This window comes from Legionella bozemanae, assembly GCF_900450575.1.
Taxonomy (GTDB): Bacteria; Pseudomonadota; Gammaproteobacteria; order Legionellales; family Legionellaceae; genus Legionella; species Legionella bozemanae.
On sequence record NZ_UGGY01000001.1, the window covers coordinates 1,100,665 to 1,115,301 of the forward strand.

A 14,637-nucleotide genomic window follows, 5' to 3' on the forward strand; every position below is an offset into this window, starting at 1 on the left:
CATCTTACTTGAGCCTGGAGGATTGTTATTTATCATTACCTTTATTTCTACATCATTTCTACATCCCGTGGCTTGCCTGCGGAATCCTGAAATTTGCACTAGTGCTGGATCTCACGGACAAGCCGCGGGACATAGTAAGTAAAGTATTTTTTGAATAATGGTTCAATACATTAAGGGCTCCTAATCAAAAAGTTGACGCCTCCAGTCCGAAAGGCCTAAATTTTTTCTCGAAAAGTTAGAAATTTATGTCCCAAATAAGTGGTAAACGTAGGTGAGGCGAGCCCAATTGCGTGTGCAATTTCTAAAGATTTAATATCCATAGCGGGCAGAAAATAATGGGCAAACAATAAACTAACAAGTAACGTTTGTGACATGCCAATTAAATTAATCAGAATAAAAAAAATAATGGACCGGGTAAATGTCTGCTGGCTTGCCTTAAATACAAAGAATTTGGTAAGAATAAACGATACAACCATTCCAGTAACATAGGCTAAAATAATGGATGTGGAAAAACTGAATGAATAGCTATAGAGGATTCTGCTACAAAAGTTTACGATAACTGCTATTACTCCTGCCATTAAAAAAGCAATAAATTGTTTTGATTTAAAATAATAGAACACAGAACAATCTCTCTTTTAGTTTTATCTGCTGTATTAAAAAATAATAGTCTGTATTTTGTTCTCTTGGTTTTTTTCTAGGCCAATTTGTCTATTAACGTATGGAAGCTAATGAGGATGTTCTTATTTTTCTTATATAAAACAATATGTTATATGGAAATTCTTACTTTTTGTTTAAATTATTCCAAACTTTTTTTCCTATCCAAAAAACAATCAGGCTGATACAAATCCATAACAAAATTAACGGTAAGAAATACACAAAAAATTCAATTAAACCGTAAGTAACGCTACGTAATTGATCCACTAAGGCATGGTAGGAGTCAATAAATGCTTCTGTTATTTTCCATTGTTTTTGTTGCTCTGTTTGAATTATTGGATTCATATTCAAGTTAATATTGATCAATGAATAAGCTACTGATTCTTTGTAATATTTAATTTGCCCCTGGATTACGTCAATTTGTCCCTGTACATCACTTAATTGTCTGAACACACTAAGAACATCTGCTGTTTCTTTTGCTTTGGCCATAATCTTGGACAGCTGCTCTTTAGCAGTTTGTAAGTTGTTAAGCTGGCTTTGTAAATCGACAAATTGTTGCGTAATGTCTTCGACCGTTACTGATTCTTGGGTGACTTGTGTTGCTAATGATTTCAATGCAGTTAATGCATTATTTAAACCTTGGGCGGGTACTCTTATGCTAATATTTGCAGTGGTATTATTCGCATCGTTATTATCTTGCATTAAATTGGAGCTGACGACGTAGCCTCCTGAGTTTTCCGCTAATTGAGAGATTTTTTCCATTGCTGAATTAATGTTATCAACTTGCAATGAAATATTTGCATTACGAATAATCATACCGCGCATTACATTTTGTGAAGGTTGGCTTGCATTAGACTGATTGTTTACTTGCATTGCCATCGAGCCAACAGCGTAATCAGGCTTTCCGACTGCTGCTTGCATTGGCATGGGACTTCCCGCATACATTGTTCTGCTACTTCTGCCAAACCATTCGGAGACAAGAAATAATAGAGCGATTGTGCCAATGAACGCTAAAAAATAAAGGATAATTTTCTTCATTATTATTCTGCTCTCACAAGAATAGGTCACATAGCCCCCCCTAAGTTCTATACATCGTTGCAAGCTCGTTCGGCTCAGGTTATGTACTTGAGTACACTCCTTCACCTCCCTTTACTAGCGTCTTGTCTAGAATTTAAGGGGACGACGCTATATAAAGTGTGGCAAAGGTTGTTTAAATTGTAAAATAAATGTGTTGTCTGTTGAGGTCATATTTCTGCGGTGTTTAAGGCAATATCTACTACTCCATTTGTTGCAAACATACTGATGAAATGTTCGTAAGATTGAGCTTTATTTCCATACTCTGAGGAGACAGAAAGAATTTCTTGAGTATAAACAGCGATATCCTCTACGATTCGCTCACATCGGTAATAGGCTAAAAGTGCTTTATTGATCTCGGTTTTGCCATAGCCTTTATAGAAAAGAGTTTCTTGATAAGGTTCATTCCAAACATTGGCAATTCCGCCGCCTATAAACATCAGATCGCGCTCTTTTGGTGCCATTATCGGTTCATCCCAATCTACAATGTAGATAGAATGATGAGGACTTATTAATATATTTCCAGCGTGGATATCAGAATGGCATAAGACCAATTGATGCGAAGTGTTTTGTATCTTTTGGACGAGATGTTCCGCGCGCTCTACTAAGTGAACAATCACCGCATGGTTTTTTTTCACAAAGGTGATCAGCTTGAGCGCGTACTCATCTAAAGCAGATGATTTTTCAATGTGCTCCCAAAGTGTTCCTACATACTCTCTCCATTTCGATGTATATAATTCATGTCGAAGTTGGTGTTGAATGAGTTGTGGTACATCGATTTCATGAATTTGCTTTAAAGTTTTCCCAAGTGTGATCCATTGCTCTTTTGTTAAGGTTTGATTAAAACCATTTTGTCCGTGAATAAAGGGGTAAACAATGAGGCTAAATTCATCAGCATACAAAATGGGTTGATTTGCAGTGGTGTTAATGGGTTTAATAATTTGCTGAATTCCCTTCTTGCGCAAAAGATCCAAAACATCAATCGCTACCTCATGATGAGAACCTTTTTTTAGCTTGACGAAATAAGACTGATTTTTTGTGTCTGCTTTGTATAGTGAAGCGTTTATATCTGCACCGATTGAGAGATGGGTCAGGGTAAGTGTATCGATGTGATAATCAATTTTTAGGTGTTCAATAATTTTTTGATGCGTGAGGGATGGTTTTTCAAACATTTTTGGCTACCAAGCAAGGAATCATTTAATACTATGCGTATTAATCGCGAAGAGCCAGTAAAAAACCAGCAATTTATTGAATTAAAAATTGCTGGTTTTTTACTGGTTTTAGCCTAAAGCTTGAGGGTTATTTTTATTGCTGTTTGTCACAGAAAGCAACACATACTTTATGTTCTAATACTTCACCACCACAAGCTGAATAACATGCTCTATAGGTGGATTCGCATCGGCATGAGTTACTACAGCTACTGCTTCGATCAAAATCATTCATTGATTTGTTAATTGGTAAACCCATTCTTTTGCGGTCCTCTTTATACTGCTTGTATTCAAACATGGCGTTTTGTTGTGCTCTCATACGGCAATTGTCATTGTCCACACGACAACTTTGTTCGCAATCATTTTTACCTTGAATACACTGAGCTGTGCACATTTTTGCGATATCTGATTTTGGCGGAACAAAACTGTATTCTGTATTATAAATAGGACCACAGGCAGTCAACATGCCAACTAGAACCATAATGGAAAAAATGAAGAACTTTTTTAGCATATTATCCTCTTTTGATGAGTTATGTGAAGCAATAGTTCTGGCATGGTGGTCACGATGCACGCAGACGAGTGTCAAACAGAACAAATTAGATGTATTTTATTCATGCCCAATTGAAAAATCAAGCTGGGCTCCCATTCGTAAACATGTGGACATGGTTTGCAATCTTAAAAAAGTGTTGTTACTTTTAATCATTTTTTGATATATAATTAACCAACTTATGATTACATCGATGATCATGTTTTTGTACCATCAAAATTTTAATTGAAACAATGTCTATGGATACCTCATTTTTAGTCGGCTTTTTAACGGGTTGTCTTATTACTGCTTTAGGTGGATGGCACATACAAAAATTCATGAATAATAAAAAAAATACTAAAAAGATAAAGAATAAAAAAATATTGGATTTGGATAAGCTTTTTAATGATTATTCTCATTTTATGAATATCATTAAAAATGATGTGACTAACCCTAATAATAAGAACATAAGAGAGTTTCTTGTCGTTGAAAAAGAGGCAATATTGAATTCATTTGTACCTCGGTTTCGCTATGAATTATCTACAGAGATTCTCCCGGCTCTAAATAGATTGGAAGAATTGGGTTATATTGAAAAAATAAAAAACAATTGCCTGCATTATAAAATTGAAGAGGATTTTATAATACAACTCAAATCAATAAGGGCTGCTGATCATGCTACTATTTTGGCTCAATCCAGCGAAATGTAAACAAGCCCCATTTCGCCGTTCACAATATTTCAAAATGAAGTTTCAGAAACCACAATAGGTTTAGCCGACTTTAGATTCACCTGACTCTTGATGTGTCTGTGAAGCAGATAAATGAGTACCGTTCCCAAAAGGGCGCAGGCTGGTATCACCATCAAAGCGTGGTGGTAGGAGGACAGGCTGTATTGCTTTAGCCCATTTTCGGTGAGGTTCCCCTCCCAGTAATAATCCATTATTTTACCTATTACAGTATGAAAAAATGACCCGCCAAGCATATTGATACAATTTAAAAAGGCTATGGTTATTCCTAACTGTTTGTTGGAAACAAGAGTGGAACCTGCCGCAAATACAATTACTTGATAGCAACACATAAGCCCAATAGTGAAGAATAAAGTACTAAGGAGCCACCAATTGCTCACATTTCCTGAGAGAATCATTAGAAACGCTAAGGTTAATCCGATTCCACAAATCCCTATAACAGTATAATTTCCTATTTTTTTACTAAGAAACGCAAGTAATGGTCCTCCAAATAGCATACCTACAAAAATCAATGAGACGAGTAGGGCTGCATCAGATTTAGCAAAACCATAGGCAGCAGTTAAAAAAGATACTCCCCACACATCAGCAAACCCTTCGAGTGCACCGACCATTAACAAATTAGCTAGGGCAAGAACCCATAATATTCTTGAAGTGAACAACACAGATAAATGAGATAGGTTAAACTCATTCGCTTTTACTTTAAAATTCTTGGGAGTACGCAATACCAAATAAGCGAATACACCTACACTTATGGAGCATAATGCAAGCACTAATCCTACCCGTTGACTGCTGTAGGTCGAAAGCAACTGAGTTAATGGTTTGCCACCATAGACAGCTCCTAAAAGCCCAACACTAAAAGAAAATCCAACCATTTGAGAATATCGAGTGCTACTAAACCATTCAGAAATAACTTTGGATACTCCCAAAAAACCAACGGCTGAGCTGGCCCCGATTAAAAATCTGCTTAATAAGGCCAGGTAAAAATTATGAGTCGAGGTAAAGAGCAGGGCGCTTAAACCACAAAGTAGTGCAAAGATAAAAACTACTTTTTTGGCGCCAAATTTTTCGAGCAATAATGCCATAGGAATTTGCATTCCAGCATATCCATAATAATAAAATGCAGCTAAGAGGCCAAAATTGGCTGCATCGATTGAAAACCGAGTCATTATTTCTTGCATCATCAATCCCGGCCATAGACGCAATATAAATTGAAGTGCAAAAAACGATAGTGGAAAAAACCACATAACAAAGGGCAAGCAATTGTTTTTTAGGTTAAAAGAGTTAGTTTGAGTCATGATACCCTCCAGCTTTAATATTCAGTTATTCCAAACACCCGATGTTCCCCCTAGAGAGGTTCGGGAATAAAAAATAACTGACCGCTCTAGGGTAAAGAGGGCAAAATAATAATAATATCTACTGAAGCGATTGCGGTAGGTAAAAAATCATGGCACAGCGATAACTTTGCAGTGAACACTGCAGGAAAGTTAGTGCTTTTGTTCGTATTGCGATGATTCATGGTGATATATTTGATTAAAATTTTATCTACGCAGAATAACATATCAAATTAAACGCCATTGTGTCAATTTAATTCTTTTTGTGTGCAAATTTTGGTTTGATTTATTTTAGAATTTTCGATGAAGAGGTACTTGAAAATTACAGGGGAAAATATTTATGAAACGAATCATACGGTTTTTATTCTCCTTTCTGGTGATTTCATTGAATAATGCCTGGTAATCGCGGTATTCGATTCGAATGGTAAAGTGATTCCTTTAATTTATAGCGGCAATTACGAAGAACAGCAGAAAGCATAACATTTTTGAGTTAAATAGGATGCTTTTGCTGTTTTTTGTTGCACACAAACTTTATTGTATTCCATTTATTTCCAGCCACAATAATAGTTATATTAAAGTGGATAAAATATTTTATGTGTATTATCAAAAAATTATCTTATCTATACAGGAGACCGTCATAATGATAATTGAAATACACGTTGTTCTAGGAGGGATCCTTCTTGGAGTTGCTGCCGGAATAATGCTGTTGGTTCGAGGGAGAATTCTTGGTTGTAGTGGTATCCTTTTTCGGTCATGGGATTTTACAACTTATCGTCCAAATATTGACAATATTTCATTTATTGTGGGATTGTTTTTAAGCGGGGTTCTCTTTAATTTTCTGCAGACAGTCCCCAATCCTGCTGCTGTTTTTAAAACGAATTATGAGCTATTGATTCTTGGCGGAATATTGGTTGGTGGCGGCACCTATCTTGGTAATGGGTGTACCAGTGGACATGGATTATGTGGAATATCACTCTTACGCAAACGCTCAATAATTGCTGTGAGTATCTTTTTCCCTATTGCAATAATTACTTCCTGGCTAACACACTAAGGATATAAAATATGAACTCTCTGATCGCATTAATCGCTGGGTTAATATTTGGTTTAGGTTTAATTTTAACGGGTATGTATAGTCCAGATATTATTATTGCAGGTCTAAAAATTGGAGCTGATACATTTAAGATTAATTTATATGTTACTTTTTTTATGGCTTTATTAGTTACTTTTCTTTTGTTCCAATTGCGTAAATGGTTGACTAAGCCTTTACTAAACAGCTGTTATGAGTTACCTACCAAAGAAAAAATTGATTGGCAGCTTATTCTTGGTGCAGCAGCTTTTGGTGTAGGTTGGGGAATTACTGGGATTTGTCCCGGTCCGAATGTTGTGGGGCTTGGAATTTTTTCCTGGCCGCTTTATTGGATAAATTTTGCAGGAATTATTATTGGCTTCTTACTCACACGTTTTTTAATTTTAAAACAAACTGCTTATTCGAAAAACGACTAGACAAATAGAAGATTATAAATCATCTCATCTTTTTTTAGGAAGCTGAAGTCTCATTTGAGGGATTCTTCAAAGATACTGCTCAAAGGAAAGATGGATCTACCTCATTGTATTAACAGCAATTTTTTTATACGAACAGCTTTCTTCTTTTGATTCCTTGCTTTAAAATTACCCTGAAACACAATATTTTGCCATTAGGTAAATGAATATTGTTCATTGATATTGACTCCATAAGTGAGGCATTCTATGTGGCGTAAGCTCAAAAGATTTTATCTTGCGATAATTTTACTCACAGTAAGTCCTATTCTTTCTGCTAGGGCTATTATTGATGCTGATGTTCTCCATACTTTAAGACATTCCAGAGCTTCTGATAATACTCCTTTATCGATTCTGGTCTTTTTGCATAATATTTCAGAAAAAGAATCATTTATTGAAGAAATAAAAAAAATTCAGAATGTGAACGTTCAAGATTTAGGCTTCATGCCCGCAGTAGCAATCCAAGTTCCCAGGAGTCGTAATTTACTTTATCAAATTGCAGATTTTGATGCTGCTGCACAAATTTCTTCTCATTTTGCTGCTCAATCGGAGCTGGATGTGACTGCGCAAGTTTTAAAACTTGCGCCTTCATCTTTTTATCCTAATGTAAGTAATTGGTGGAACCATGGTTATACCGGCCAAAAAGGAATTATCGGCATAATTGATACCGGTGTAGATCCTTTGCATCCTTCTTTATCCAATAAACGATTAATAGTTCATCAAGAGCCAGGTTCTGGCTATTCTAATCTCATTAATGGCGTAAAAGAGCCCCATGCAACCGGTGTAGCCTGTATTTATGCCAGCAATCATGAAAAATACAAAGGTATGGCTTATGGTGCTTCTACAATTATTTCTGGATTAGCAGGAGAGGAAACCGCCGATCCTTCAAGTATCATGCGTACTATGGAAACTCTGGATTGGATGTTGCATCGTTCTGAACTTAAACCTACGCTTATTAATTACAGCATGGGAAATGGTAGGCTGGATTTAAATTGTCCTGCTTGTCCTGAATGGAGCGGGCTTGCAAAAGTTATAGACTATGTGGTGAATACTCAAAAAATTCTCTGGGTAAAATCAGCTGGGAATGCAGGATATATAGAGCCCACACATCAATTCACCTTTGCCTCTACCCTGACTGTTCCTGGCGATAATTATAATGGGATTACAGTTGCCAACATGAATACGCTTGTTTCTGAAAATGAAACCGTGGTAAAAACTGCAGATAGAAGTAAACATCATATTAAGAACACCAGCAGCCGCGGCCCTACACCTTTTGGTAGACGTAAGCCGGATTTAACTGCACCTGGCCATGATACTATGACTTGTGCTCCCGATCCCAAAGTGTATGGCTTTATCTATTCCAATGCAATGAACTACAAAGATGGTTATCGCCTTATGGGGGGGACTAGTTCTGCTGCCCCGCATGTAGGAGCTTCTGCCTTGCTATTACAAGATGCAGGGATTCAGAATCCTATGGCCATCAAAGCGTTACTCATTAATAGCGCGGATACCTGGACTGATGCAGGTACAGCAGATTCTGGCCATTCTAAAATTATGGGTTCAGCCTGGAATAGAACTTATGGCTGGGGTTATATCAACATGGAAAAAGCGTTTCAACAAAGAAACAATATTATTGAAAGTGAGTTGACTGTAGAAAACCCAATATGGGAATATCAAACCATGCTTAAAAGAGGGGAAAAGGTTACTTTGGTGCACGAACGACGTGTGGGATATACTTCTGAAGGAAACGAATGGGCGCTCAGTCACCTGGAGTTAACTCTTATCGACTTGGAACATCAAAAAGTAATTGATAGCGATACCAGTCCTATAGACACAGTGCACCAAGTTGCAAATTGTAAGCGTGAGCCCCAGGAAATAAAATGCTCTGAGGAGAGCAAAACGATGAGGGTTTTAATAAGGGTTAAATTATTGAATAAAATCATAGATGGTAGTTCCAGCGAACCTTTCGCAATTGTAGTTCCTCCACAGGAAAAAGAACGCTGAAATAAGCGATGCAATTCCTAATAAGTTATTTTTATGAAACAAACGGTTCTTAATAAAAAAAACTTATCCATAACTACTTCGAGGAAAAATACAGAGTTGATAATAAAAACTTTTTCTAAAAAAATTGGTTGTACTAAAAAGTCAAAGTATTCTTATCTTTCCAACAGATAAAAACGGTATTTAAGCATCTTCTTGAATTCAAATTTATATACACTATGATAAATATATGAATCGAATTCATTTTCGAATCAATCTTTGTCTGCTTTAAGCATTCTCTATGAAGAGGAAATTTTTTTACACAAGACAAAATTGAAAAACACACTCATTTGATATCTCAGAGAAAGCAAGGAGTATAAGGTGAAGCAGGGAATGACGCGGTGTAGTATATTTAGGATTTAAATTATGAGAGCTAGATTTTTCAGGCGAGTTTCCTCAAATCATGAACATTATTCCCTCATAAAAGAAGCCATTAGAGCACAAAAACCAGGTTTAATAAGTGGTGCCTTATCAGGTAAGAGTTGGCGTTATAAAAGTATGGAAAAAACCATACAGCTGATAACAATTCCTGAAGAACAAAAAAGATTACAGCAACAGGCAATAGATAATTTAAATCGTTGGGCAAAAAAAAAATCTAAAGCTCCTAAGAGAGTTGACGTTGTACCTCAAGATTGGGGAACTGCAACTCGTGAGGCAACGGAAGAGCATGGTGAAGCTTATGCGGTATTAAATATGGCGAGCTCGCTCTACCCCGGCGGGGCCGTATTAGAAGGAGGAAATGCTCAAGAAGAAAATATGTGGCATCGAACCACATGTGCACTTTCGTTGATGGATAAATGGGTTGAGTTTGATAAAAATACCAACTTATTTTTATATACGGAGGCAGGAAGACAGCTGCTTGAGGCAAGAAAGAAAATGACGGATATGGAAATCGATATCTTAAAAGAACGTTGTCCCGGAGCTTTTTCTTCTGATGAACTCTATAAGACCTTCTTTAGTAAAGAACCTAGAGTCTGTTTCAGAGGAGAGGAACTATATTTTCTCCCATCATCAACAGATGAATTTAGCTCAAGTGGGTATGAGCCTAATCCTGATATAAGCTACTTGTTTCTTCCTCCATCAAGTATTTTTCCTTTTTATGAATTAAGATCAGCTGCTCCTGAGCACTTTTCTGAATCACAATCCCAAGAGCTTCACGCATATGAAAGTAATTTGCGCCGACGAATTGCAGCACAACTGGACACATTAATTCTTGAGGGAAAGCCTTATGCGACCCTCGGTGCGTGGGGTTGTGGCGCATTTAAAAATGATCCTGAATTAGTAGCAAGAATCTATGCTGAAGAAATTAAAAAAAGAGCTCATTTTTTTCAACATATCATGTTTCCCATAATTAATACGAATTCGCATTCCCAAAATTTCGATATATTTTCAGAAATCCTCGCTGGAATAGAACTTGGTGAAATCAGTACCTCTCGCAATATGAATAAATTTTAAATATTTTCTTTGAAGTGTGCTTAATTATTACAGCGTAAGGAAGTGCTTTAAAATAGAATAAAAAATGTTTGGCTTTCCTGCGCTATATGTAGTATTAAAATAAAGTTGATGCTATTGACTGAATATTTGGCTTTTTGAAAAAAATAGGCTAGAAGCACTCAGACATTTCGCACCTTCCTATAAAAGAGTTCCTATTATAAGGACAAAAAATGATTTTAATGAACTCTTGGAATTTCCTAAAAGAACTATTTAATAATTGGAGCCATGATAGAGTTTCAAGCAAAGCTGCAGCACTTGCTTATTATACTTTATTTTCCCTTGCTCCAATTTTATTAATTTGTATTTTCATCGTAGGAACAATATTTGGTGAAGAAGCTTCTCGTAATCAAATTTTAGCCCAAGCAAGCAGTTTAATAGGAAAAGAACCCACGTTACAACTTCAAGAAATAATTCAAAATAGAGCGCATCCAACCCCTTCTTTTTTAACAAGAGTAATCAGCTTTCTAGTTATTTTATTTACCGCCTCAGGAGTTTTTACTGAGATTCAAGTAGGATTAAATGAGATATGGGGTGTCAAAACAAATCCTGATGCAGGATGGTTTGCAAAATTAAAAAGTCGTTTTTTTTCTTTTGTAATTGTTTTAGGAATTGCGTTTTTATTCTTAGTATCATTAATTTTAAGTACCGGTTTCACTCTTTTAAGTAATTATTTAAATTATATGATGAATACAAATATTTTAATGGATTTAATAATAAATCATTTCATCTCTTTTTGTGTTCTCACAGTGTTATTTGCAATGATATTTAAGTTTCTCCCGGATGTGGTATTAAAATGGCGCGATGTGTGGTTGGGGGCATTGATCACTTCTTTATTGTTTAACTTCGGAAAAATTCTCATTGAATTTTATCTTATACAATTTTCTAGATATTCTATATTTGGCGCTGCAAGCTCTTTAATTATTATTTTAATTTGGGTGTATTATTCAGCGCAAATTTTCTTTATTGGTGTGGAGATTACAAAAATCTTTTCTATAAATAAAGGTAAAGAAATTAGAGCAACGAAAAATGCTATTTTAAATAGAAACTAAAGTGAGACGTATAGGGGCTTTTTCTTTGAGTATAAAGATTAGAGCTGGATCTACGCATAAAACGCCGAATAGAGACTCTGGGATTTTCGAAGTGATAGTATTTTGCTTTATATCATGTTACGAGACACGCTTACCCTATACTCTTAAAGTATATTTCAATAAAATGAATGAATATCCCTTTCTTTTGTAACGATTTTTTTATGGGACAACTTTTAACAAAACATTTTTTAAGCCGTGTGCTTAGCTATCTTAAGAAACAAACTGATCCATCAATTATCAAAAAAATCATGGAAGACTTAAAGTTTGATTCGTTTACAATTCGTGATGAAGGGCTTAAGAACTTTTTGATCAAACTTACAGAGGAATCAATTGATTTGAGCAGGCTTATTGAGTCTGTAGAAATTGGTTTACTAAACAATACTCCTCTTTGCGAGTTACTTGCTTTTATAGAGCATGAACAGTTAATTTCAGATCATGAATTGGAAATGATGTCAAAACAGCTGCAAATTCAGCTGAATTTATTATGTTTATTTGAAGCATGTTCTGTGACTATGGTAAATAGTTTTACATTTAATGAAGATGTATATTGTTTTACTAAAAAGCAAAGGAGCACTTCATATCCAGGAAATCCACTCTTTAATTTATTTTTTGCTTCAAACAGATACAATTTTTCGCTTTTTAAAAACCTAAAGTTAGTTTCTGTTGATCCAGTAATGACTTCAGGTGCATTTACGCGTTTATTGGGAAACGATGAGCTTGGCCAAGAAGCAATTCAGGAGAGGTCAAAAGAGTTTATTAAGAAACATGGATTAGCCCTTTGGAATACGAAAATCTGTCCTACACCAATAGGTGAAAAGCACTGTGATTCAGTTAAAAATGTGAGCTTAAATATCTTGGAGGCGATTTGGGAAGAGAAACCTAACGAAGAGGGACAGCCTAATGATAATTCCTTTGCAGGTTCTGTGCTTATTCGTGTATTAGAACATACTCAACCGCCTAATGGTTTTTCCTTTATGAAGCTTGTTTTACCTGCTGGAAGTTCACTAATAGAGGATAAAAAATACAGCCTTCTTCCTGATTTAATTGTGAATCAGCTGCCCAAACGAGTGAGTCAATTTTTTATAAGTACCGAGTGGATGTATTTGTATCAGAGCTGGAACTTACTCTTTGTCATGCAAAATCTAGATTCCAAATTTCTACCAATTAAACTCCTTGTCCCGTCGGTCTTGAATGCTATCTCTGAGCAGTATATGGAAACACGTGTTTTTATGCTTTATCTTGTAGGGAATTTATACCATTACAATAAATTAAGTGCCTTTACAGAAGAGATTCAGTTATCACATGCTCAATCAATCTTAAACAAATGGGGGGAAATCAATAAAAAATATGCGGACTTTTTGTTAAAAACCTTTTGTGCTGATTTAGAGGAATCTCCCGAAGAGATTTATCATAATATTTTTGGAGAGCATACTCATTTTTCATTAGCTTACTATATAACCCATTTTATCCAGGATTTTGCTAATTTTCGAATTACCCGTGATGAATCGCAAGCGTGTAATCTTGAGCTTGCCTGAACTGCAAGAATATACTTTTGTACCTATTCTCCAGAAATCTTATCAGTTGGTGTGTTGGTTTTTATTTATCTTCGTGATACAACTTCATAGTTTTTATTTCCTAGCTTATAGACATCAGATTTAACAAAAGGATTGGGTTCATGATGAGAAAAGCTGCTTTATGTCTTTTGCTTATACTGAGTGCAATGAGTTCATCTCTATTTGCTAAGGATAAAATAAAAAATTCTGTATACCAAGGGAATGAATGTGTTGAAAATATAGAGTCATATGTCAGCGATGGTGGTATATTTATGGATCAATGTAATATACATGATCGGGATATTCCGCAAATTCTATCTTATCTCAAAGAGCATCCCGAAATTACCCGCTTGAGCCTCTCCGATAATCAGATTGGCTTCCAAGGTGCCGAATTACTCTCCACTAATACTTATATTCGCTATTTGTTTCTAAATGGAAATCGCATCGGCTCATTGGGGGCTGAGGCGTTAGCAAAAAACTCCTCATTGGTTTATCTTCTGCTGGGGGAGAATCATATTGGTCCCTATGGAGCTGAAGCTTTAGCAAATAATACTACCTTATTTTTTCTTTCTCTTGATGATAACCCCATAGGTCCTTCAGGTGCTAAATTTTTAGCAAAAAATAAATCACTGATTCATCTTTCTCTAAGAAAAGCTCAAATTGGTACAGCAGGGGCAAAAGCACTGTTTGCGAATAAGACATTGAAAAGCTTATATTTAAGTAGTAATCATTTAGGTAATGAAGGTATAGAATTTCTTGATAGGAATCAATCGCTTAAATTTATTGATTTGGTTGACAATAATATTGATAAAGATGGGGCGAAAATTATAGCAAGAAAACCGAATTTGCTTTATCTCATTATTGATCACAATCCGTTACATAATGATGGAGCAATTTTTTTAGCCCAAGCCGGGATGCTTGAGTGGCTTTCAATTGCTGATTGTGATGTGGGTCGAGAAGGAGCTCAGGCTTTATCTGAGTTAAATCATCTTACCTTGCTGAACATCGACAATAATTTCATTGATGATGAGAGCATCGCTGAATTGGCAAAAATAAGTTCTCTGAATAACTTATATGCAAATAATAATCTTATTGGAGATTATGGGGCAAAAATCTTGGCAAAAGCGGTACAGTTACAAAATTTGGATTTAGGTCACAACTCTATTGGTGATGAGGGTGCTTTGGCTTTAGCTGAAACAACAACTCTTTATACTTTAGATGTAGGGTTTAATCAAATCACTGCAATTGGAGTAAAAGCATTAAAAAACAATGAGGTACTAACTTATTTGAATACGCAGGGTAATCCTGGAGATGAAAAGTAAATACAGGGAACAGCTGTATTTGGCGCATCTTGCGAGAAAACTCTCCTAATCAATGCTTGCATACTGAT

General features: G+C 35.7%; 13 protein-coding genes. 8 read left to right on the plus strand and 5 right to left on the minus strand.

Annotated features, from left to right (window positions below; translation table 11 throughout):
- Positions 1-215: 215 nt before the first annotated feature.
- The 4 genes from DY223_RS04670 to DY223_RS04685 all read right to left on the minus strand — a co-directional run bounded on the left by DY223_RS04670 (position 216) and on the right by DY223_RS04685 (position 3,447).
- Positions 216-620, minus strand: coding sequence for a GtrA family protein (locus DY223_RS04670; RefSeq protein ID WP_115684280.1), 405 nt, complete (start codon positions 618-620; stop codon positions 216-218).
- 160 nt (positions 621-780) lie between these two features.
- Positions 781-1,692: a DUF4349 domain-containing protein gene (locus DY223_RS04675; RefSeq protein WP_058460318.1), complete on the minus strand. Its 912-nt coding sequence runs from the start codon at positions 1,690-1,692 to the stop codon at positions 781-783.
- Positions 1,693-1,898: 206 nt separating this feature from the next.
- Positions 1,899-2,900, minus strand: a complete 1,002-nt coding sequence (locus DY223_RS04680; protein ID WP_058460319.1) for a phosphotransferase — start codon at positions 2,898-2,900, stop codon at positions 1,899-1,901.
- A 133-nt stretch (positions 2,901-3,033) separates the two neighbouring features.
- Positions 3,034-3,447 (minus strand): hypothetical protein, encoded by a 414-nt coding sequence (locus DY223_RS04685; protein WP_058460320.1) that lies wholly within the window; start codon positions 3,445-3,447, stop codon positions 3,034-3,036.
- A gap of 275 nt (positions 3,448-3,722) precedes the next feature.
- On the opposite strand from DY223_RS04685, the gene DY223_RS04695 reads away from it, so the two are divergent.
- Entirely contained in the window at positions 3,723-4,169 is a 447-nt protein-coding gene (locus DY223_RS04695; RefSeq protein WP_058460322.1) for a hypothetical protein, read from the plus strand.
- Positions 4,170-4,198: 29 nt separating this feature from the next.
- Here DY223_RS04695 and DY223_RS04700 read toward each other — a convergent pair whose 3' ends face one another.
- Positions 4,199-5,500: an MFS transporter gene (locus DY223_RS04700; protein ID WP_058460323.1), complete on the minus strand. Its 1,302-nt coding sequence runs from the start codon at positions 5,498-5,500 to the stop codon at positions 4,199-4,201.
- 676 nt (positions 5,501-6,176) lie between these two features.
- On the opposite strand from DY223_RS04700, the gene DY223_RS04705 reads away from it, so the two are divergent.
- From DY223_RS04705 to DY223_RS04735, 7 genes are all read left to right on the plus strand, one after another.
- Positions 6,177-6,587: a YeeE/YedE family protein gene (locus tag DY223_RS04705; protein ID WP_058460564.1), complete on the plus strand. Its 411-nt coding sequence runs from the start codon at positions 6,177-6,179 to the stop codon at positions 6,585-6,587.
- An 11-nt stretch (positions 6,588-6,598) separates the two neighbouring features.
- Positions 6,599-7,039, plus strand: a complete 441-nt coding sequence (locus DY223_RS04710) for a DUF6691 family protein (RefSeq protein ID WP_058460324.1) — start codon at positions 6,599-6,601, stop codon at positions 7,037-7,039.
- A gap of 243 nt (positions 7,040-7,282) precedes the next feature.
- Positions 7,283-9,076, plus strand: coding sequence for a S8 family serine peptidase (locus DY223_RS04715; RefSeq protein ID WP_058460325.1), 1,794 nt, complete (start codon positions 7,283-7,285; stop codon positions 9,074-9,076).
- A gap of 402 nt (positions 9,077-9,478) precedes the next feature.
- Positions 9,479-10,567 carry a poly(ADP-ribose) glycohydrolase domain-containing protein gene (locus DY223_RS04720; RefSeq protein WP_058460326.1) on the plus strand — a complete coding sequence of 363 codons (1,089 nt, stop codon included), beginning with the start codon at positions 9,479-9,481 and terminating at the stop codon, positions 10,565-10,567.
- Positions 10,568-10,776: 209 nt separating this feature from the next.
- On the plus strand, positions 10,777-11,655 hold the full coding sequence (locus DY223_RS04725) for a YihY/virulence factor BrkB family protein (protein ID WP_064115051.1): 879 nt from the start codon (positions 10,777-10,779) through the stop codon (positions 11,653-11,655).
- Positions 11,656-11,855: 200 nt separating this feature from the next.
- Positions 11,856-13,229 (plus strand): hypothetical protein, encoded by a 1,374-nt coding sequence (locus DY223_RS04730; RefSeq protein WP_058460327.1) that lies wholly within the window; start codon positions 11,856-11,858, stop codon positions 13,227-13,229.
- Between the two features lie 140 nt (positions 13,230-13,369).
- Positions 13,370-14,569, plus strand: coding sequence for a leucine-rich repeat domain-containing protein (locus tag DY223_RS04735; RefSeq protein ID WP_058460328.1), 1,200 nt, complete (start codon positions 13,370-13,372; stop codon positions 14,567-14,569).
- Positions 14,570-14,637: the final 68 nt, after the last annotated feature.

What these genes read in the sequence shown, in the direction of transcription:
- DY223_RS04710 (WP_058460324.1), top strand. Translation starts at nt 6,599, where the DNA reads ATGAACTCTCTGATCGCATTAATCGCTGGGTTAATATTTGGTTTAGGT.
- DY223_RS04730 (WP_058460327.1), top strand. Translation starts at nt 11,856, where the DNA reads ATGGGACAACTTTTAACAAAACATTTTTTAAGCCGTGTGCTTAGCTAT.
- DY223_RS04715 (WP_058460325.1), top strand. Translation starts at nt 7,283, where the DNA reads ATGTGGCGTAAGCTCAAAAGATTTTATCTTGCGATAATTTTACTCACA.
- DY223_RS04700 (WP_058460323.1), bottom strand. Translation starts at nt 5,500, where the DNA reads ATGACTCAAACTAACTCTTTTAACCTAAAAAACAATTGCTTGCCCTTT.
- DY223_RS04735 (WP_058460328.1), top strand. Translation starts at nt 13,370, where the DNA reads ATGATGAGAAAAGCTGCTTTATGTCTTTTGCTTATACTGAGTGCAATG.
- DY223_RS04720 (WP_058460326.1), top strand. Translation starts at nt 9,479, where the DNA reads ATGAGAGCTAGATTTTTCAGGCGAGTTTCCTCAAATCATGAACATTAT.
- DY223_RS04705 (WP_058460564.1), top strand. Translation starts at nt 6,177, where the DNA reads ATGATAATTGAAATACACGTTGTTCTAGGAGGGATCCTTCTTGGAGTT.
- DY223_RS04725 (WP_064115051.1), top strand. Translation starts at nt 10,777, where the DNA reads ATGATTTTAATGAACTCTTGGAATTTCCTAAAAGAACTATTTAATAAT.
- DY223_RS04675 (WP_058460318.1), bottom strand. Translation starts at nt 1,692, where the DNA reads ATGAAGAAAATTATCCTTTATTTTTTAGCGTTCATTGGCACAATCGCT.
- DY223_RS04680 (WP_058460319.1), bottom strand. Translation starts at nt 2,900, where the DNA reads ATGTTTGAAAAACCATCCCTCACGCATCAAAAAATTATTGAACACCTA.
- DY223_RS04685 (WP_058460320.1), bottom strand. Translation starts at nt 3,447, where the DNA reads ATGCTAAAAAAGTTCTTCATTTTTTCCATTATGGTTCTAGTTGGCATG.
- DY223_RS04695 (WP_058460322.1), top strand. Translation starts at nt 3,723, where the DNA reads ATGGATACCTCATTTTTAGTCGGCTTTTTAACGGGTTGTCTTATTACT.